This is a genomic window from Anaerostipes sp. 494a, assembly GCF_001940315.1.
Lineage (GTDB): Bacteria > Bacillota > Clostridia > Lachnospirales > Lachnospiraceae > Anaerostipes > Anaerostipes faecalis.
On the sequence record NZ_MJIF01000001.1, the window covers coordinates 1,129,687 to 1,150,303 of the forward strand.

20 protein-coding genes are annotated in these 20,617 nt (G+C 38.5%); 1 reads left to right on the forward strand and 19 read right to left on the reverse strand.

The annotated features are described in order from the left end of the window. Positions 1-13 precede the first annotated feature (13 nt). From BHF70_RS05690 to fsa, 18 genes are all read right to left on the reverse strand, one after another. Positions 14-1,408 (reverse strand): family 43 glycosylhydrolase, encoded by a 1,395-nt coding sequence (locus tag BHF70_RS05690; RefSeq protein ID WP_075759355.1) that lies wholly within the window; start codon positions 1,406-1,408, stop codon positions 14-16. A gap of 160 nt (positions 1,409-1,568) precedes the next feature. Next, on the reverse strand, positions 1,569-2,546 hold the full coding sequence (locus BHF70_RS05695) for a LacI family DNA-binding transcriptional regulator (protein WP_075759356.1): 978 nt from the start codon (positions 2,544-2,546) through the stop codon (positions 1,569-1,571). Positions 2,547-2,570: 24 nt separating this feature from the next. Then, positions 2,571-3,077 (reverse strand): gamma carbonic anhydrase family protein, encoded by a 507-nt coding sequence (locus tag BHF70_RS05700; protein ID WP_075759357.1) that lies wholly within the window; start codon positions 3,075-3,077, stop codon positions 2,571-2,573. Further along, positions 3,077-3,577 (reverse strand): hypothetical protein, encoded by a 501-nt coding sequence (locus tag BHF70_RS05705; protein WP_075759358.1) that lies wholly within the window; start codon positions 3,575-3,577, stop codon positions 3,077-3,079. The genes BHF70_RS05700 and BHF70_RS05705 overlap by 1 nt, the downstream gene beginning before the upstream one ends. A gap of 9 nt (positions 3,578-3,586) precedes the next feature. Continuing rightward, the gene (locus BHF70_RS05710; protein WP_230973731.1) at positions 3,587-4,222 is read right to left on the reverse strand and encodes a thiamine diphosphokinase; all 636 of its coding nucleotides are present in this window, start codon (positions 4,220-4,222) and stop codon (positions 3,587-3,589) included. Next, positions 4,222-5,097 (reverse strand): ribosome small subunit-dependent GTPase A, encoded by an 876-nt coding sequence (gene rsgA, locus BHF70_RS05715; protein ID WP_075759360.1) that lies wholly within the window; start codon positions 5,095-5,097, stop codon positions 4,222-4,224. Before rsgA ends, BHF70_RS05710 begins: the two co-directional genes overlap by 1 nt. Before the next feature lie 18 nt (positions 5,098-5,115). Further along, the gene (gene pknB / locus BHF70_RS05720; RefSeq protein WP_075759361.1) at positions 5,116-6,912 is read right to left on the reverse strand and encodes a Stk1 family PASTA domain-containing Ser/Thr kinase; all 1,797 of its coding nucleotides are present in this window, start codon (positions 6,910-6,912) and stop codon (positions 5,116-5,118) included. 11 nt (positions 6,913-6,923) lie between these two features. After that, positions 6,924-7,643 carry a Stp1/IreP family PP2C-type Ser/Thr phosphatase gene (locus BHF70_RS05725; protein ID WP_075759362.1) on the reverse strand — a complete coding sequence of 240 codons (720 nt, stop codon included), beginning with the start codon at positions 7,641-7,643 and terminating at the stop codon, positions 6,924-6,926. Positions 7,644-7,655: 12 nt separating this feature from the next. Beyond that, the gene (gene rlmN, locus BHF70_RS05730) at positions 7,656-8,687 is read right to left on the reverse strand and encodes a 23S rRNA (adenine(2503)-C(2))-methyltransferase RlmN (protein WP_075759363.1); all 1,032 of its coding nucleotides are present in this window, start codon (positions 8,685-8,687) and stop codon (positions 7,656-7,658) included. A gap of 1 nt (position 8,688) precedes the next feature. Then, positions 8,689-10,032 (reverse strand): 16S rRNA (cytosine(967)-C(5))-methyltransferase RsmB, encoded by a 1,344-nt coding sequence (gene rsmB / locus BHF70_RS05735; protein WP_075759364.1) that lies wholly within the window; start codon positions 10,030-10,032, stop codon positions 8,689-8,691. Position 10,033: 1 nt separating this feature from the next. Then, entirely contained in the window at positions 10,034-10,963 is a 930-nt protein-coding gene (fmt, locus tag BHF70_RS05740; protein WP_075759365.1) for a methionyl-tRNA formyltransferase, read from the reverse strand. A gap of 1 nt (position 10,964) precedes the next feature. Beyond that, the gene (gene def, locus BHF70_RS05745) at positions 10,965-11,444 is read right to left on the reverse strand and encodes a peptide deformylase (protein ID WP_075759366.1); all 480 of its coding nucleotides are present in this window, start codon (positions 11,442-11,444) and stop codon (positions 10,965-10,967) included. A 21-nt stretch (positions 11,445-11,465) separates the two neighbouring features. Next, entirely contained in the window at positions 11,466-13,691 is a 2,226-nt protein-coding gene (priA, locus tag BHF70_RS05750) for a replication restart helicase PriA (protein ID WP_075759367.1), read from the reverse strand. 3 nt (positions 13,692-13,694) lie between these two features. Next, on the reverse strand, positions 13,695-15,044 hold the full coding sequence (glmM, locus tag BHF70_RS05755; protein ID WP_075759368.1) for a phosphoglucosamine mutase: 1,350 nt from the start codon (positions 15,042-15,044) through the stop codon (positions 13,695-13,697). Between the two features lie 172 nt (positions 15,045-15,216). Next, positions 15,217-16,014 carry a DUF975 family protein gene (locus BHF70_RS05760; RefSeq protein ID WP_075759369.1) on the reverse strand — a complete coding sequence of 266 codons (798 nt, stop codon included), beginning with the start codon at positions 16,012-16,014 and terminating at the stop codon, positions 15,217-15,219. A 132-nt stretch (positions 16,015-16,146) separates the two neighbouring features. Beyond that, on the reverse strand, positions 16,147-17,088 hold the full coding sequence (locus BHF70_RS05765) for a transketolase family protein (RefSeq protein ID WP_075759370.1): 942 nt from the start codon (positions 17,086-17,088) through the stop codon (positions 16,147-16,149). Between the two features lies 1 nt (position 17,089). Continuing rightward, positions 17,090-17,911 (reverse strand): transketolase, encoded by an 822-nt coding sequence (locus tag BHF70_RS05770; protein WP_075760538.1) that lies wholly within the window; start codon positions 17,909-17,911, stop codon positions 17,090-17,092. Between the two features lie 18 nt (positions 17,912-17,929). Further along, on the reverse strand, positions 17,930-18,586 hold the full coding sequence (gene fsa / locus BHF70_RS05775) for a fructose-6-phosphate aldolase (protein WP_075759371.1): 657 nt from the start codon (positions 18,584-18,586) through the stop codon (positions 17,930-17,932). Positions 18,587-18,926: 340 nt separating this feature from the next. Here fsa and BHF70_RS05780 point away from each other — a divergent pair, with 340 nt between their 5' ends. Next, complete coding sequence (locus tag BHF70_RS05780) at positions 18,927-20,003, forward strand: LacI family DNA-binding transcriptional regulator (protein ID WP_075759372.1); 1,077 nt, start codon at positions 18,927-18,929, stop codon at positions 20,001-20,003. Positions 20,004-20,277: 274 nt separating this feature from the next. Here BHF70_RS05780 and BHF70_RS05785 read toward each other — a convergent pair whose 3' ends face one another. After that, positions 20,278-20,595, reverse strand: a complete 318-nt coding sequence (locus tag BHF70_RS05785; protein WP_075759373.1) for a hypothetical protein — start codon at positions 20,593-20,595, stop codon at positions 20,278-20,280. Positions 20,596-20,617: the final 22 nt, after the last annotated feature.

Genomic DNA, 20,617 nt, shown 5'->3' on the forward strand with positions numbered 1-20,617 from the left:
TTCTTTTCCTTTCTTAATCTTTCTTGACTACTTTTGAAAGTTTAGTATTTTCAGTTATTATTTCACCATCTGTTACGGTCAGTGCCAATGCCATTCCAGGTTTCTCATAAAATCTCACATTTAATGCAGTTCCATTCACATACAAAGTTGCAATATCATCTTCGATGATTAATTGTACATGATAATCCTGACCGGCTTCAAGTTTTACCGGTCTCTCCAGTCCTGTATTAAAGCACTGATACCAAGGATAATTTGGACATTTATCAAAAACAACTTTGTTCTTTCCAACATAAAAACGGAATTCATAAGATACCCCGGTTTCCATATCTTCATAGAATTTCAAAGAAAATTCTCTTGTTCCTTCTGCAAATTTTAAAGTTGTTTTAAATACAGCTGTTGTCCCTGTATCTTCACAAAGAATCTTTTCATCTTTTGTGTCAATCGTTTTCATACAAGGGTTAAATAAATCCTTCCACTCCACAAAAGCTTCCATCATGCTATCTAAAGGTTTTACCCCTAAAGTCCCATCTTCTCTTTGGAATACTTCATGTGGTACAAAGGTTCCTCCCCATAAATATGAATTTTTATCCTGCTGACCATCTTTTGTTGGAACCCATCCAAATAATACTCTGCGTTTTCCATCAAAAGCTGTTCTTCCTGCATAATAAGCTCTTCCATCAAAAGCATCATCTGTCGCTGCAGTCCATGGCCCGTATAAATCCCTGCTCATGCGATAATGAATTTTATTCTCATCACTATACTCAGAAAATACCAAATACCACCAGTCTCCCATTTTAAACAGTTCCGGCATTTCAAACATAGTGTAGATTCCAGGTGACCAAAAGTCTCCTTTGAATTCCCATGTTTTCAGATCTTTTGATGTGAAATGAACCAGACGTCCTGTCTGCTTTCTCTTGTCTTCACCTTTCCTTGCTCCAAGAATCAAAAGATATTCTTCTCTTTCGTCATCCCATATGACAAATGGATCTCTCCAGTTTCGCTTATCATATCCTTCCTGTGGTGGAATTTCTAAAGCTTCTTTTGATTTCTCCCATGAGATTCCATCAGAGCTGGTTGCGTGAAGCAATGTTTGTGATGTCTTTCCTGCTTTTAAGAATTCTCTGTTATATCCTGTATAAAATGCATGAAAACATCCCTCTGCTTCAAAAACACTTCCTGCATAAATAAACTGGTCTGCCTCCTGGTCTGTTCCTCGTTTTAGGCTTTCTCCGTAATCTTTATAATTTACGAAATCTTCTGTTGTTGCCAGTGACCACCCAAACGGCTCTCCGAATGGACCCGGATTTCTTGTATCACGTTGATGATATATATAAAATCTACCATCTTTGCCATACGGCATGATATCACCCACCCAAATTCCATTTGGCTGATAATACAATTTATACATAGTCTTCTCCTTTCCTTCTTTCCTTGATGTCCTTATTATATGTCAATCGTTTTCATATGTCAATCGTTTTCACAACGTCATTTTGACCAAACTATCATAGGTTTTTTTGTAAAAAAAGCACAAAAAAGGAGAAATCTTAACTATTTCTCCTTTCTATTTCTTATGTTGTTTCTCCATCCAGTAATCTTACCGGTAAATCAAGACAACTTTGGCTTTCTTTTCCTTCGATTAAATCAATCAGTTTTTCCACTGCAACCCGTGCAATTTCTTTTGTGGGCTGCTGTATGGTCGTTAGTTCCGGAACAAATCCTACAACTTCTTTCGTTCCATCTACCCCGATTACCTTTAAATCTTCTGGTATTCGTATTCCTTTCTGCCTTGCAATATGCAGGACTATAATAGCTAGAGAATCATCTCCGGCAAACACTCCATCAATTTCCGGATGGCCATTGAGCATATCATAGATTATTTTCTGCTTCTCCACATATTCTTTTACAAATGGTACTTCCAGTATCAATGGTTCATAACCTGACTTTTTCATCTCATCGATATATGCCTGACTTCTTTGATTACCTGGCATTTTCAGTTTACTGTTACCACGAATGCATAAAATATTACGGCACCCTTTTTCCAGCAAATGCCTTGTTGCCATCCGTCCCACTTCATAGTTATCACAGGATACGATTGGAACATTCTCACCTAAAAACCTGTCTATACCTACAACCGGCATTTTCAATTTAGAATAATCTTCCACTACCATGTTATGAGTTCCCACGATCATCCCATCTACCTGATTTCTGCGCAGCATATCAATATATTTCTTTTCTGTTTTCAACTGATTCTTACTGTTGCATAAAAGCATTTTGTAATTCTGCTGTGAAAGAAAGTACTCTACCTGTTCCACAACCTCAGCATGGAAAGGGGCTGTTACTGTGGGTACAATGACTCCTACAAAATATGTTCGATTATTCAATAATGCTCTGGCTATTTCATTGGGATAATAATTTATCTCCTCCATGGCTGCATATACTTTTTGTCTGGTCTCTTCACTGATATATCCTCGGTTGTTGAGAACCCGGGATACTGTCGTAGGTGAAACCCCAGCCACTTTTGCCACATCTTTAATTCCAGGTTTCATTTTACACTTCCAATTCTATACTATTTAAAGAATTCCATCTTCTCTTAACATTTTTCCTGCTTCTATATATTCCGGAACACTATCTGCAATATATTGCTTTTCTTCTTCCGTTAAAGGTCTTTTCACCTTTGCCGGACTTCCCATAACGAGCATTCCATCGGGAATTACAGTGTTCTGGGTAATAAGACTTCCTGCACCGATCAGACATCCTTTTCCGACTTTTGCACCGTTCATTATAATGGATCCCATTCCAATCAAAGTGCCGTCACCGATTTCACATCCGTGAATCACACAATTATGTCCAACAGTAACACCATCTCCGATTTTAACTCCAAATCCTTCATCCACATGAATCGTACAATTTTCCTGAATATTACTTTGTCGTCCGATTTCTATGGTCTGAGGATCTTCTGCACGCATGACAGTATAAAACAAAACTGTTGTTTCATCTCCAATGGTGATATCCCCAAGCAGTATTGTTTCCTTTGCTACGCTTGCAGTTTCTGAAATCTTTGCCTTTTTATAATTCATTACTTCCCATCTTTCTTATTTTTTTTATTATTCTGAGAGTAATTCATTCTTCCTTCTTTCCAGCCATACTTATCTGTATTATCCCAATCCAGATTGTCACCGAAAATATAACGTGTCTCCCATAACAGGCTGGCTGTTGGAACAATAACCCAGAAAGTTCTGGAATTGCTGGTCATAAGGAAATCCAGGAAATTCACTCCCATAAAATGCAACACAAGTACAATGGCCCATAAGATAATCAGCCAATATGTAATATTATATACCTGTGGCATATCTCTTCCCATTTCTTTACCAAAATAGAATCTTTCTAAACTTAAAATCACAGATGAAAAAACTGTCATCTGGATACAGATTTTATAAAAAACTGCACCATCCATATGCTTTCCAATAAACATTCCAAAGAATGCAATGATGAACATAACGATCAGACATGCCCATAAAATCTTCTCCAGCTTACCTTTTACATTGATCTCCTGTTTGTTTTTTGCGTTACCTTTCATAAATACACCTCAATCTTTGCTTTCAATTAGCAGTAATATTCCTTCCTTGTAGTAAATACTACCCTCATCCTTTTCCAGCTCATTACTGATTCCCCAGGACTCATGAAATACAAGTGTATCATTATTTAGAGGATATTTAAACCCCTTTAATGTTACTCCTTTAGCTTCATATACGGGAATCAGTGAAATATATTTTCCAAACTGGCCCTCTCGCCGGATTTTCCGACCATTTTTTACCACGGAAATTCGGTTGCATGGATCGACAATCTGAGCAAAAACTCCATGTCTGGCAGCAAAAACCAGTTGCCCCATGTTTCCCATAACATGATCAAGTCTTGTTCCAGTGGCTCCAAGAATCAGAATCTCATCTGCCCCCATCTCAATTGCTTTCTGCATTGCCAAACCTGTATCGGTATCATCTTTTTCGCATGGTACCAGTATTTTTTGTTCTGTAGAGAATTCGTCCATAACTGTTTTATCACAGCTGTCAAAATCTCCAAGAATCACATCAGGCTCAATGCCACATTGACGGGCGTAAACCAGTCCTTTATCTGCCGTAATGATCTGATCCGGCTTCCATTGTTTTATATAAGAGCAGGCGAAAGCCAAATCTAGGCTTCCACCTGTCAAAATCAATATTTTCATTACCATTTTCTCTTTTCTTTTAATTCTGTATAAATATTTACATAGTTGTCATAGCGAATCTGGCTTATTTTTCCTTCTTCCAATGCCTTCTTCACACCGCAGTCAGGTTCGTGTGTGTGACTGCATCCCTGAAAACGGCATTGTCCCTCATAAGGAGTAAATTCCTGAAAATACTCTCTAATCTCATCTTCTTCAAAAGTATGGATAAACAGGGAACTAAATCCCGGTGTATCAAGTACAAATGTGTTTTCTTCAATACAAATCAGTTCAGAATGTCTTGTAGTATGCTTCCCGCGTTTAATCTTTTCACTGACTGCTCCGGTCTCCATATTTGCCTCCGGCTGCAGAAGATTCATCAGTGATGACTTGCCTACTCCGGAAGGACCGGCCAGTACTGTCGTCTTTCCTCGGATCAGATTTCGAATTTCTTCGATTCCTTCTTCTTTTCTGACACTGATAAACATAACCTTATGTCCGCAGTTTTCATATGTCTGATCCAGCAACGCCAGTTCTTTTTCTTTTGCAAGATCCATTTTATTGAAACAGACAATAACCGGAATCTGCTGCTTTTCCATCATCATAAGAAAACGGTCCAGCAGATTATAATTAGGCTTTGGATTTCTGGCAGCAAATACTACCAGTGCCTGATCTACATTTGCAACAGCAGGACGGATCAGCTCATTGGTACGTGGCAGAATCTCTGTAATATTTCCTTCCAGATCAGTTTCATCTAAAATATCAATATCCACATTATCTCCTACCAGCGGCTTGATCTTCTTGTTACGGAAAATGCCTTTTGCCTTACATTGATAAATTTTATCTCCTGTTTGTACGTAGTAAAAACCTGCTATTCCTTTAATGATCTTTCCCTGCATGAATATCTTACACTCCTGCTATTCTTCTGTATCCTGCATTTCTTCTGTCTCAGTGGTTTGTGGACGTTCTCCAAGGCTGATTACGATTCCAACAGCTGTTCCTTTGGAAACCTTTCTTCCTTTTGTAATTGACTGACGGATAACCTGTCCTTTTTCAACCTCACTGTTATATTCTTTTGAAACACTTCCAAGCTTCAATCCCATTCTTTGAAGCTGCTGTTTTGCTTCTGACTGGGTATAATATTTTAGATCAGGCACCTGAACCTGATTGCTTCCTTTGCTTACAACAATAGTAACTGTAGAAGATTTGGAAAGTTTCACCCCTCCTGAAGGAGACTGTGATATTACATAACCTTCTGATACAGTAGAACTATATTCAGATTCCACAAGAACATTAAACCCGAGATTTTTCAATGTCTTTGTTGCCGTTGACTGAGTTTCTCCCGTCACATCAGGAACTGAAGCTTTATTCTCTCCTGAACTTACAGTGAGAATAATGACTCTCCCTTTTTCAACCTCCGTATCTCCTTCAATACTCTGGCTGATAACCTGTCCTGCCTCATACCGGCTGGACTGTTCCTCTTTTGTTGTAATCTTGAGATTATCTCCGATTTCTTCTTCTGCCCGGGATAAAGACATTCCTACTACATTCGGCACTGTATATTTTTCACTTTCTGTTTTCTCTGCAGTAGTTGTCACTTCCAAAGTAGCAGAGCTGGGTTCGTCTCCGGATTTAAACACACCGGAACTTTTGATAACAAATACAATAATAGAAACCAGGATAATTGCACCTACAACAGCTGCCAGTACAATGACCAGTTTCTCCAGCTTGGAATTCATTCCCTCATCTTCGTCATCATCCGGATCTAAATATGCATTTTCATCATCTGCTGCTGTATGATTCTCTATCTGGTTTTTCAATTCATCCTGATCCATCATAATCGTTGGAGAATCATCAATCATCGGAACAACACCAACGTAGTCTCCAGAAGTATCTTCAAAGACCAGTTTCAGATCCTGAATCAGTTCCTCTGCAGTCTGATAACGTTCTTCCGGCTTCTTCATGGTACATTTTAAAATGATCTTCTCCAGGCTGTTTGGAATATTTTCTATCAGCTCACTTGGAGGAGTAATCTCATTCTGAAGGTGCATTAGTGCAATGGTTACTCCATTTTCATGATCAAACGGCACCTGCCCGGTTACCATTTCATACATGGTAATCCCCAGAGAGTAAATATCACTTTTCTCATCGCAAAAACGTCCTTTTGCCTGCTCTGGCGAAATATAATGAACAGATCCAATGGCGGTTGCTGTGGACGTAACAGTATTACTGTTTGCAGCTTTTGCAATTCCAAAATCCGTTACTTTAATATTTCCAGTCTCAGAAATCAAAATATTCTGTGGTTTAATATCACGATGAATTATATGATTTTTATGAGCATGGGCAATAGCCGATGCAATCTGAATAGAAATATCAACCGTTTCTTTGGCTGATAAATATCCCTTTCTGCGAATGTATTCTTTTAATGTAATACCTTCTGCCAGTTCCATTACTATATAATTAATTCCATCTTCTGCTCCTACATCATAGATATTGACTATATTAGGATGTATCAGACTTGCAATAGCCTGAGCTTCAGTCTGGAATTTCTTTATAAATTTCTCGTCGTCAACATATTCTTTTTTCAGTACTTTTACTGCTACTTTTCTATTTAATTTATGGTCTTTTGCCATATAGACATCTGCCATTCCACCGACACCAATCCTTTTGAGGATTTCATAACGGCCGCCTAGCATTGCACCTATATCCAACATCTGTTTTCACCTCATTTCTTCAAATCAACGATCACCAGTGAAATGTTGTCCTTGCCGCCATATTCATTGGCTCGTCCCACCATCTGGCTGACTTTGTTTTCCAACTGGCTGTGATCTAACAGAAGTTCTCTAATTTCATCATCATCTAACATATTGGTCAATCCATCACTGCATAACAGCAAATAGCCATCCTTGGCTTCAAACTGAAAAAAGTCAGGTTCAGCTGATGCTGCTCCGACAGCTCTGGTAATTAAATTCTTTTTCGGATGAAGCCTGCTCTGATCTCTCCTGATGGCACCGGCTTGAACCAGTTCCTCCACATAAGAATGATCTACGGTAATCTGACACAGATCTCTGGCTCCATAATATAATCTGCTGTCACCGATATTCATAACTGTTACAGCGGAACCGGAAACTGTTGCTGCTACAATGGTCGTACCCATTCCTGCATAAGCTTCATCTTCCCTGCATTTTTTTAAAATTTCTTCATTAACTTTTGAAACTGACATCTTCATGACTTCTATTGGATCTTCTTCTTCGGATTGTTCAATTTCCTCAACAAAACGGCGCACCGTATATGAAGACGCATATCCTCCAGCCTGGTGTCCCCCCATACCATCAGCGACAATATAAAGATTATTCAGTTTTCCCACTGGCTGGTCACTAAAGAAAATCTTATCCTGATTTTCTGATCTGACTTTTCCAATATGTGAAGCTCCTACGGATCGCATATTCGTTCTCCTTTACATTTCTGATTGCAGTTTCTTTCTTCTAAGTTGTCCACAGGCGGCATTGATATCTGCGCCCATTTCTCTTCTTATGGTAACATTTACACGATTTTTTTCAAGTATCTTTTTAAAGTGCTTAACAGATTCTGGTAAAGATTGTTTAAAATCTCTTTCTTTAATAGGATTTACCGGTATCAGATTCACATGACACGGAAAACCTTTTAAACGCCTGCATAACTCCTGCGCATGCTCCGGCTGGTCATTGACTCCTGCTACCAGGCTATATTCAAAGGTCATTCGACGATTTGTCTCTTGAAAATAGTATTTACAAGCATCAAAAAGCTCATCCATTGAATATTTTCTGGCAATAGGCATCAGTTCCTGACGCATCAGATCATTTGGTGAATGGAGAGAAATCGCCAGCGTGATCTGTAAATGCTTCTGGGCAAGTTCTCTTATTTTAGGGACAATTCCACAGGTTGAGATTGTAAGATTTCTCTGACTGATATTCAATCCATTTTCAGAAGTAATTAACTCCAGAAAACGAAGTACATTTTCAAAATTATCCATAGGCTCCCCTGTGCCCATCATAACAACATTGGATACACGCTCCCCTGTATCCTTCTGAATAAAATAAATCTGACTTAACATTTCAGATGGTTCCAGATTACGGTCCAGTCCTCCAAGGGTAGATGCACAAAACCGGCATCCCATTCTACAACCCGCCTGTGATGAAATACAGACAGAATTACCGTGCTTATATTTCATCAATACACTTTCTATAATATTTCCATCATGAAGTTCAAACAGATATTTTCTTGTTCCATCCAGCTTTGAAACATAACAATCTACCATTTTTACACCGTAGATCTCAGCGTTTTCTTCTATTTTTTCCTTAAGTTTTTTGGGAATATTATTCATCTCATCTAAAGAAAATGCCAATCGTTTATGCATCCAGTCATACAACTGTTTCCCGCGAAATTTCTTTTCTCCGATTGATTCCACAAAAGCTTCCAGCTGAGGAAGCGTCATTGATTTTAAATCCATCCTATTGTCTCCTTAGTTTTCCAATAAAAAATCCATCACAAGGATGAACTCCCGGAAGCAGCTGAATATATCCCTTTCGGGCAGTTTCCATTTTTATCACATCTGGCAGATTTTCCATAAAATCTACTGGAGTAAACCCTGAAATTTCCCTGATCCAATGGAAATTTTCTTCATTCTCTGCCGGATTTATGGTACATGTACTATAAATCAATGTGCCGCCCGGTTTTACATATTTAACAGCATTGGTCAAAATCTCTCTTTGAAGATTGACCAGTGAATCTAAACTATCCTTTGAAATATTATACTTAATATCATTCTTTTTTGCCATGATACCAAGACCTGAACATGGAAGATCTGCTATCACCACATCTGCTTTCCCAATCATTTCTTCATCCAGATTTCTTGCATCAAAAACCTCTGCACAAATATTGGAAAGTTCTGTTCTCTCAATATTTTCCTCGATCAGATCTGTCTTATACTCTGTCAGATCTCTGGCAATTACTTTTCCTGTTCCTTCCATCTGGTCAGCAGTATATAAAGCTTTCCCCCCTGGTGCACTGCATACATCCAGTACCAGCTGTCCTTTTTCTACTTCTGCCAGAGAGGCCGCCAGCATAGAGCTTTCATCCTGAACGATACATTTTCCGTCTCGAAAGGCATCCAGACAATATAAAAAATCATAATCAGAAATTCTAATAGCATTTTTTACTATAATACCATCTTCTACAGTGACACCTTCTTCTGCCAGTTCCTTTTTTAAGGCATCCTTTGTTCCTCTGGAAATCAGGCAGCAAAGGGATGTGCTCCTTTCTTCTAAATAAGAAGCTGCTATTTTCTCTACTGTTTCAAAATCATATGTCTCAAGAAAGAATTCAATAATCCACTGCGGCATAGAATATATAACAGACAAAAACAGCACCGGATCCTTTTCACGGGATGGCCATTTGATTTCTTTCTGTTTTCTGCTGATATTTCTCAATACACCATTTACAAAACCGGATAATCTTGCAAAACCTCTTTTTTTTGCCAGTTTTACTGATTCATTACATGCAGCTGAATCTGGAATCTGGTCCATATAAAGGATCTGGTAGGTTCCCATTCGAAGCAATGCACGAATCAGCGGTTTACACTTGCGAACCGGAGTTTTTGAAAACTGATTGATCACATAATCAATGGTCAGCTGGCGCTCCAGCGTTCCTTCTGTTAATCTGGTAAAAAATGCCCTGTCTCTTTTTGGTGAAAACTGATATTTCTCCAGCACATTTCCAATGGCAATATGGGATAGTTCTTCCTTCTTGTCAACTTTTATTAATACATCAAGGGCACATTCTCTTGGATTATCCATCTTACTCTCCTAGCTTTGTTCCTGTTTCCACATGATATCCAAGGAGAAATGCTGAGACTTTCATACGTTTCTTTCCTGCCAGCTGTATTTCTTTTAATGCCAGCGCACCTTCTCCCGTTGCTGCAACAATGGCTTCCTTTGTCACATCTACAATAGTTCCCGGCTCTGCATCTCCATCATATGGGGTTATATCTGCATCCCACAACTTCATTGTCTTTCCATCCATGGATGTATAAGCACTTGGCCATGGATTCAGTCCACGAATCAATCGTTCAATTTCTACTGCAGATTTGGAAAAATCCACCTGTCCCATATCTTTTGTAAGCATTTTTGCATAACAGCTAAGACTGTCATCCTGTTTTGTGCGGACAGCCGTTCCATTTTCCAGTTTTTCTAATGTTTCCAGCAAAAGATCTGCTCCCATGACCATTAATTTGTCATGAAGAGATCCTGCTGTTTCCTTTGGATCCAGAGTAAGTTCCACTTTATCGATCATATCTCCTGTATCCAGACCCTTTTCCATATACATTGTAGTAATCCCTGTTTTTTCTTCTCCATCCAGTACGGACCACTGAATCGGTGCCGCTCCGCGATATTTCGGAAGAAGGGAACCATGAACATTAATACATCCATACTTTGGAATATTCAGGATACTTTCCGGCAGTATCTGTCCGTAAGCAACAACCACGATAACATCCGGATTCAGATCTCTTAAAACAGAAACAAATTCCTCTTCTCTGGCCTTTACAGGCTGATATACCGGAAGATCATATTCCACAGCTTTTTCTTTTACCGGTGGAAACTGGACTTTTTTCCCTCTTCCACGCTGCTTGTCCGGCTGTGTTACAACACCGATCACCTGATGATGATCAATCAATGCCTGCAGTGTTGGTACTGCAAACTCCGGAGTTCCCATAAATACGACTTTCATATTATTCTCCTTCTTCGTAAACTACATCTTTTACAGGCTCTTCTGCCACATCAGGATATAACACCCCATCCAGATGATCCAGCTCATGACAAATTGCTCTTGCCAGAAGTCCTTCTCCTTCGATAGTAATTTGTTCCATATTTTCATCATAGGCACGGCAGATAACATGATTTGGACGTTTTACCACTGCTGTTTTTCCAGGGAGACTTAAACATCCTTCTTCACCAATCTGTTCTCCGTCTCTATGAATAATCTCCGGATTCACAAGAACGAATTTTTCTCCTTCTTCATAAGTATCGATCACTACGATTCTTTTTAAAATACCTACCTGAGGTGCTGCAAGGCCTACACCCATTGCCTCATACATAGTATCAAACATATCTTCCACCAGTGTTTTTAATCTTGGTGTCATTTCTTTTACTTCCTTTGATGTTTTTCTAAGTACATCGTCTCCCATAATACGAATCTGTCTTATCGCCATTTTTTATCTCCTTTGTCTTCTTTAATAACTATTCATCGGGTTAAAATCAAAATTTATCAAAATATCTTTAGAGATATTCTTTTCACTAATCCACTGCTCCATTCTGTTTTTCACAGAAATCAGAGTCTGATAATCTTTATCTTTGATATAAATAACATGCCGGTAATAATCATTGATTTTTGCAAATACTGCCTCACTTGGTCCTATTACCGTAACATCCATCTGACGGATCATATCAGCCATAGTTTCTGTCAGCTGTTTTACCTGGTCATCTTGAGGACCAGCCACAAAAATAACAAGCATCTGCCATACAGGAGGATATTTTAAAATATTTCTGTATCCTATTTCCTGCTGGTAAAACTCTTTATAATCCTGTTTTGCCGCTGTCACAATACTGTAATGTTCCGGAGAATAAGTCTGTATTACTACTTCCCCCGCTTTTTGTCCTCTTCCTGCCCTTCCGGCTGCCTGGGTCAGCAGCTGGAAAGTTCTCTCTCCAGCCCGGTAATCATTGGCATGCAATGATAAATCTGCTGCCAGAATTCCTACTAATGTTACATTAGCAAAATCATGGCCTTTTACGATCATTTGGGTTCCAATCAGAATATCTGCTTCTCCATTGGAAAAAGCTGCCAGAATTTCCTCATGACCATGCTTTTTTCGTGTAGTATCCATATCCATGCGAAGAACTTTTGCTTCCGGAAATTCTTTGTGAATCGCTGCCTCAACTTTCTGAGTTCCCAGACCAAAAGCTGCAATATAAGGGCTTCCACATTCGGGACATTGCTTTGGCATAGGCTGCTGATACCCGCAGTAATGACATTTCAATGTTCCATCTTTGTGGTATGTCATAGATACATCACAATGTGGACATTCCATCACATGTCCGCAGCTTCGGCAGGATACAAATCCCGCATATCCACGCCGGTTGAGAAACAGCATAATCTGCTCCCCTTTCCTAAGCCTGTCTTTTATCAATTCTCCAAGTCTGCGGCTAAACATACTCCTGTTTCCGCATTTAAGCTCTTCTCTTAAATCTTCAATATATACCTTCGGCAGAACAGCCGCCTGGGCTCTTCTGGAAAGTTCCCATAAACGATATTTACCATCCAGTGCATTTTTGTAGCTTTCCACCGATGGTGTAGCAGAACCCAGAATAACCGAAGCCTCTTCCATCCTTGCCTTCTCAATAGCCACTTCTCTGGCATGATATTTGGGGGTCTGCTCACTTTTGTAGCTTCCTTCATGTTCCTCATCAATAACAATTAATCCAAGGTTGGGAAATGGTACAAACAAAGCAGATCTTGGGCCAATGATCACATCCAGATCTCCTTCTTTGGCCCGAAGCCACTGATCATATTTTTCCCCTTTGGATAACCGGGAATTAAGAATGGAAACCCTGTCTCCAAATCTTCTGGTAAATCTCTTCACTGTCTGATATGTCAGTGCAATCTCTGGAATCAGCACAATAGCCTGCTGCCCCCTTTTTACCACTTCTTCAATTGCAGCAAGATAAACCTCTGTTTTTCCGCTTCCTGTAACTCCATGAAGAAGATATGTTTTATGGTCATCCCGCAGCAAATCTGCCTTAAATTCATCTATCAGGCTCTGCTGCTCTTCATTTAACGGGAACGGAGGACAGATACCCTCACCTGCAGGATTAGGATTTCTGAAATAATACTCTGTTACCACTCGTATTACATCATCTCTCACCATACTGTCAATGGTGCTTCTGGAAATCTTTAATTTCTTTATGGCAAGATCCCATGAAATTGTATGCTGATCCAGAAGTTCCGCCAAAAGCCTTGCCTTTGCCACATAATGCCTGCCAAAATACTCTTCCAGAAGAGCTGGTCCGTGAACCGGATCAATCTTCAATTCTATAAATTTTTTCGCTTTTCTTTCTGTTTTCTCCTGAACCGGAAGAACAGTCTTTAAAGCCTGAATCATAGTAGAACCATAATTCTCACGAATCCAGTATGCCAGTGAAAGCATTTTGGATTCCACACTTACACTGTCTTCCTCAATCCGAAGAATCTCTTTTACTTTACTTTCATCATAATCAATGGAATCAGATAGCCCTACCACATATCCGGTCTGTTCACGATTTCCCCTTCCAAAGGGAACTACAACTTTTTGTCCCACACGGATATCATGAATTAAGGAAAAAGGCACTTTGTACCCAAATACCCGATCCAGTGCCTCATGTGAAATATTAATGATAATATCCGCATATAAATTTTCCATAGATTAATCGATTACATGCCCTTTCTGTCTTAACACTTTTACAACCCTGTCCACATATGTTCTGCAGATTTCATGGGTTCTGGCTTCCACCATAACACGAATCAGCGGTTCCGTTCCACTTTCTCGAACCAGGATTCTTCCATCATCCCCCAGTTCCTTTTCTACAGAATCTACAGCTGCCTGCACATCTTCATCTTCCCTTGCTGTCTTCTTATCAGAAACACGAACATTTTCCAGAATCTGAGGGAAAATCTCTACGGCCTCAGCCAGCTGTCCAAGAGTCTTCTTCTCTTCAATCATCGCTTCCATAACTTTAAGAGATGTTAAAATTCCATCTCCTGTTGTTGCAAATTTACTAAAGATAATATGACCAGACTGTTCACCGCCAAGTGCATGACCATTCTTTACCATATTTTCATTTACATATTTATCACCAACAGCTGTCTTCTCATAGGAAATACCTGCCGCATCAAACGCCTTATATAATCCCAGATTAGACATAACTGTAGTTACAACTGTATTATTATTCAATTCTCCATGTTTTTTCATATACTGACCACAGACATACAGAATCAGATCCCCATCAATAACTTTTCCATTTTCATCTACCGCAATACAACGGTCTGCATCACCATCATATGCGAATCCTACATCCAGATGATTTTCTTTCACATATCCCTGAAGGATTTCAATATGTGTAGAACCGCAATTGGTATTAATATTGGTTCCATCCGGTTCTTTATTAATCACATAAGTCTCTGCCCCCAGTGCATTAAATACATTCTCTGCAATTGAAAAAGCACTTCCATTGGAGCAGTCCAGACCAACTTTGATCCCTTTAAATGAACGGGTAGCAGATGAAATCAGATATCCGATATAATGATTTCTTCCTGCAGAATAATCGTTAGCACGACCAATCTTTTTCTTTGTAGCAAATGGCAGTTCTTCAATCTCCCCGTCAATATATGCTTCTATCTTTTCTTCAATTTCAGCTTCCATCTTATGACCTTTTGCATTGATCAGCTTGATTCCATTATCATAGTATGGATTATGGCTGGCAGAAATCATAATTCCACAGTCAAACTGCTCTGTTCTAACTACATAAGCCACACTTGGTGTTGTGGTAACATATAACATATAAACATCAGCTCCTGAAGCAGTTAAACCTGCTACCAGAGAATTTTCAAACATATAGCTGCTGCGTCTTGTATCTTTTCCAATGACAATCTTTGCCCTGGATGTTTTCTGATTGAAATACCATCCGATATAACGTCCGATTTTATATGCATGCTCTACTGTCAAAGTAACATTTGCTTCTCCACGAAATCCATCTGTTCCAAAATATTTACCCATAACTAACTCCTTTTATCGACCTCTTGCCTTAAACAAGTATTTTACACTTTGTCTCAAAGTACAGTATAGCATGATTTTAGGTTCCTATCAAATACAGAACTTTTAAGAATCCTTTAAGAAAAAAAGAAAGAGATTTCATTTATTAAAACGAAATCTCTCAATTGTATTCCTGTTATATTTCATGATCATTTCCGGAAAGCTCCTCATAAGATACTGTTCCTTCATCCAGTACTCTCTGCCGGTTGGCCTTGTAAAGCTCCACCCATGTGGTCTGACGATATGGATTTGTATAAAGAACATTCACTATACCCAGAGTAATCGTTCCAAGAATCATCCATCCAATATAAGATAAATCCAGAACAAAAGCATCCCATTTTTGTCCTCTCATCATTTCTTTGCTGATCTTAAAAGCTCTTTCTCTGGAAATACCCGGATTTTCTGCTAAGATATATGAAACCATAGAATATTCATATGATTTCACAATGCCGGGAACAATAAAAAGCAAAGCCCAAAGGAATGTATATAAATCTCTTAAAAATAATGTTAAGACCTTATTGGTATAATGTCCATTTCGAAATCCATCTAATATAAGCCCTAATGATGCTTTGTTCCTGCTATTTTCTATAAAAAATCCTCTGGCTCCGATTTCAAACAAATTTCCAATGAAAATCTTCAGCAAAAAGAAAATGATTGCCCAAATGAAAATAAGAAGAATTCCTAAAACTATCCAGCTATCTTTGAAAAATTCAAGAAAATTAATAGAAAAAAGTGAATTTATTACATTTGATGCCTTATCTGCCAAACTTCCGCTTTCTGCGGAAATTTCTGTTACAGTTTGACGAAATGTTGAAGTTACACTATCTCCCCCTCCAATAAAAAACTGGAAAATCAACGCAACCAGAACTGTAATCCAGTAATTTCTATGTAGTGCTTCTTTCCCTTTTCGTTTTAATTCCTCTCTTGTCCACATATTATCTCCTCCCTTACCTTATATCGCTTCTTTTTTCATTATACAATATGTTTCGCTATTTATAAAGCAGCAAAGGACCCTGCATAATGCAGAGTCCTCTTTAGAACTATTATTTGAGATATTTCGTTAATTTTATTTAACGAATGCTTTTACTTTTTCAGCAATGCTGTCACCGTCCAGACCAAATTCCTTGATCAGTTCAACAGCTGGACCAGAATGTCCGAATTCATCATTTACACCGATTTTTAATACTGGTGTAGGAAGATTTTCAGATAATACATCACATACAGCACTTCCAAGTCCACCGATTACAGAATGTTCTTCTACAGTTACAACTTTTCCTGTTTCTTTTGCTGCTGCAAGAACCAGTTCGTTATCTAATGGTTTTACAGTTGCCATATTGATTACTTTTGCACTGATTCCATCAGCTTCCAGTTTTTTAGCTGCTTCCAGTGCTTCTGCCACGCAAAGTCCGTTAGCAATAATCGCAACATCTGTACCTTCTTTTACAACGTTACCTTTACCGATTTCAAATTTGTAATCTGGTGTATCATTGATAACAGGTACAGCCAGACGTCCAAATCTCATATATACAGGACCGTCCATTTCTGCTGCTGCTCTTACAGCTGCTCTTGCTTCTACATCATCAGATGGAACGATAACTGTCATTCCCGGGATTGTACGCATTAATGCAATATCTTCACAGCACTGATGAGTTGCTCCGTCTTCACCAACAGAGATTCCACCATGAGTTGCTCCGATTTTTACATTTAAATGAGGGTATCCAACAGAGTTTCTTACCTGTTCGAAAGCACGTCCTGCAGCAAACATTGCAAAACTGCTTACAAAAGGAACCATTCCAGCTGCTGCAAGACCAGCACCGATTCCTACCATGTTACATTCAGCGATTCCACAGTCAATATGTCTTTCCGGGAATTCTTTCTTAAATACACCTGTTTTTGTTGCAGCGGCTAAGTCAGCATCTAAAACTACAACATTAGGGTTTTCTTTTCCTAATTCAACTAAAGCATTACCATAGCTTTCTCTTGTCGCAATCTTCTTTACTTCTGCCATCTTATTCGCCCACCTTTTCTAAATCTTTAAGTGCCTGTTCACATTGTTCATCGTTTGGTGCAGAACCATGCCATGAAGCCTGATTTTCCATGAAGGATACACCTTTACCTTTTACAGTCTTCATAATAATTGCAGTTGGTTTTCCTTTGCATTCTTTTGCCTGTTTGAATGCATCTGCAATTTCATCGAAGTTATGTCCGTCGATTTCTACTACATTAAAGTTAAATGCAGCGAATTTTTCTCCAATTGGATATGGAGAACATACATCTTCGATATTACCATCGATCTGAAGTCCATTATTATCAACGATAACTACCAGGTTATCAAGTTTTCTTGCTCCAGCGAACATAGCAGCTTCCCATACCTGTCCTTCCTGAATTTCACCGTCTCCAAGAAGTGTATATGTACGGTAATCTTTGTTCTGAAGTCTTGCTGCCATAGCCATTCCAACTGCTGTAGAAATTCCCTGTCCTAAAGAACCACTGGACATATCTACACCAGGGATTTTTTTCATATCCGGATGTCCCTGTAAGTAGGAACCAACATGTCTTAATGTCAGTAAGTCTTCTTTAGGGAAAAATCCTCTTTCAGCTAATGTTGCGTAATATCCAGGTGCAACATGACCTTTTGAAAGAACAAAACGGTCTCTGTTTTCATCTTTTGGATTTTCCGGATCAATATTCATTTCAACAAAGTATAAATATGTGAATACATCAGCTGCAGATAAAGATCCTCCCGGATGTCCTGATTTTGCAGCATGTGTAGCTTTGATAATTCCTTTACGGATCTCATTTGCTGTTGTCTTTAATTCTGCGGTTGTCATTGTCTGTACCACCCTTTCTTATTCTCCAAATACTGCTGTATAGTCTGCCTGGAATTTAGCAATTCCCTGATCTGTTAATGGGTGCTTCATCATCTGTTCAAATACATTATATGGTACTGTTGCAATATCTGCACCCATTTTAGCACATTCCATAACGTGGATTGGGTTACGTACACTTGCACAAATGATCTGTGTATCAATATCTCCTGCCATTTCAAAGATTTCTTTGATATCAGCAATCAGGTTTAAACCATTTTCAGAAATATCATCTAATCTTCCAAGGAATGGAGATACATATGTTGCACCAGCTCTTGCAGCCAATAATGCCTGGTTAGGATTGAAAATCAGTGTTAAGTTGGTTTTGATTCCTTCAGAAGATAATACCTTTGTAGCTTTTAATCCTTCGATTGTTGTAGGAATTTTAACTACCATATTTGGATGAATTTTAGCAATTTCTCTACCTTCTGCAATCATTCCTTCTGCATCTGTTGTTGTAGCCTTAACTTCTCCGCTAATAGCACCGTCTACAATAGAAGTAATTTCTTTAATAACATCTTCAAACTGTCTACCGGATTTTGCAATAAGAGATGGGTTAGTTGTTACTCCACAAATAACTCCCATATCATTTGCTTTTCTGATCTGATCTACGTCTGCTGTGTCAACGAAAAATCTCATAGTTCTATTCCTCCTAAAAAAGTGGTTCTTGTTGTTTCTGATAACATTTAAACATGGAACATTTCTCTTGTCAAATGTAAAAAAATATGCAGTTCTTTATAAATCACTGATTTTATTAATATTTTCACTTTTTATTAATTCACTATTTTTTCTTCTGATAAAGCGCATAGCTGTGCATACATTATTCCTCAAAAGAAATGCCGATTTTCCTATATTTTCAAAAGAATGTATGATATTATTAATTTATGTTAACTAATATTTTGTATTTTATTAGTAATATTCTCTTTTATTTATTAGTTATTAGTTATTAATTAAAATAAATTTTGATTAGGAGGAAAATATGGCCGAAAAAAAGAAAGTCACCACAAAGGATATTGCAAAACATGCAAATGTATCCCAATCTGCTGTCTCCATGATCTTAAACAATAAAACAGATGTATCATTTTCAGAGGAAACTCGCCAAAGGGTTCTGAAGACAGCGAAAGAGCTGGGATATCAGAAAAAGACGTCAAAACAGAAACCTGCCCACTCTCTGTCAAAAGTCATTGTCATTATGTGCCCGTTTCTTTCCAATCATTATTACACAACTCTTGTTCATTCAATTACAGAGAGGGCTCACGATTACGGCTACGTAACCTTTGTGGCTCCGACTCTGAGAAATCCAAGCACAGAACAGTATTATCTGGATATGCTGAATCATGATGTGGAAGTTGCCGGTATCGTATATCTGTACCCTACATCATTTCTTCCTGATGTAAATAAAATGTCCAAACAATTTCCTATTATTAACATTGGCGATAAAAATGATGAAATCACTTTCGACTCCATTCATGTCAGCAGCACAAAACCTGCCTACCTTGTGGCAGAACATTTAATATCCCTTGGTCATAGAAAAATCACCTATATTTCCACACCAATCAGCAATATCGAACGATCCCGCTCCAAACGATACGAAGGACTGGTCAGTGCTTTCCGTGATTATGGTCTTGGTGAAGATTGTGTAACTTTGCGTTCCTTATCTCCCGGAGAATATAACCTGCTGTCTCCAAATCTTCTGGAATACTCCTCCGGATTTAATCTGACCAAACAGATTCTGGAAGAAGGCACCGATTCCACTGCCTTTGTAGGTTATAACGATATGGTGGCTTTCGGAATTCTGGATGCCCTGTATGAACTTAAGTATAAAGTACCAAATGATTTCTCCGTATGCGGATTCGATAATATTCCAATGGCAAATATGAACCGAATTTCTCTGACAACTGTAGAACACTCTATTGAAGCAAAAGGACGAGAAGCCGTGGATATAATAGCAAGACTCCGTGACTCAAAAACAAAAAACCAGCCACGAAGCTTCGTAACAAAGCTGGAATTCGAACCATTTATCGTAAAAAGAAAAAGCACAGGAAAAGCCAGATAAGAAGTTCCGCGCTTATCCCTCCCAGAGGTTCCGCGCCTATCCTTCCCAAAGGTTCCGCGCCTATCCTTCCCAGCCGCTTCCCTCGCAGATGCTCGGTCAGATGGCATGGTACAGGATAGGGGCTCCACTGGATATTATCTTCTCTGTGTAAACAGCTTGGACTGAATTTAGAATTCTACATAATATTATGTTTATATTGCCATTCTTTGTTGCATTTGATAATACAAATATTCAACTTTTATTGGTAATTCACTATATTTTTTCCATACACCTTTTATATACTCCAGTTGTCTGTAAAAAAATGATTTTCTGCTATTAGATGTATTTCGTGACTGATTTTATTTTCCATAGTGAATTCTAAGTCTGATACTCTATTTTGCAGCATGTCTATTTTCCCTGACATTTTTACGGTTTTTTTATTTAATTCCTCTACATTTTCTTTCAAAATGTCCACATCTTCTTTTAATACTCCTACGTCTTGTTTTAGTCCTTTTACATCTTCTTTTAATACCTTCACATCTTCTTTGATTGGTTCTAATTTTTCGTCCATCATGTCTGATATATATTCTATTTTATAAAACAAAGTGGCCAAATCTGCTCTTAGCTCCTATGGA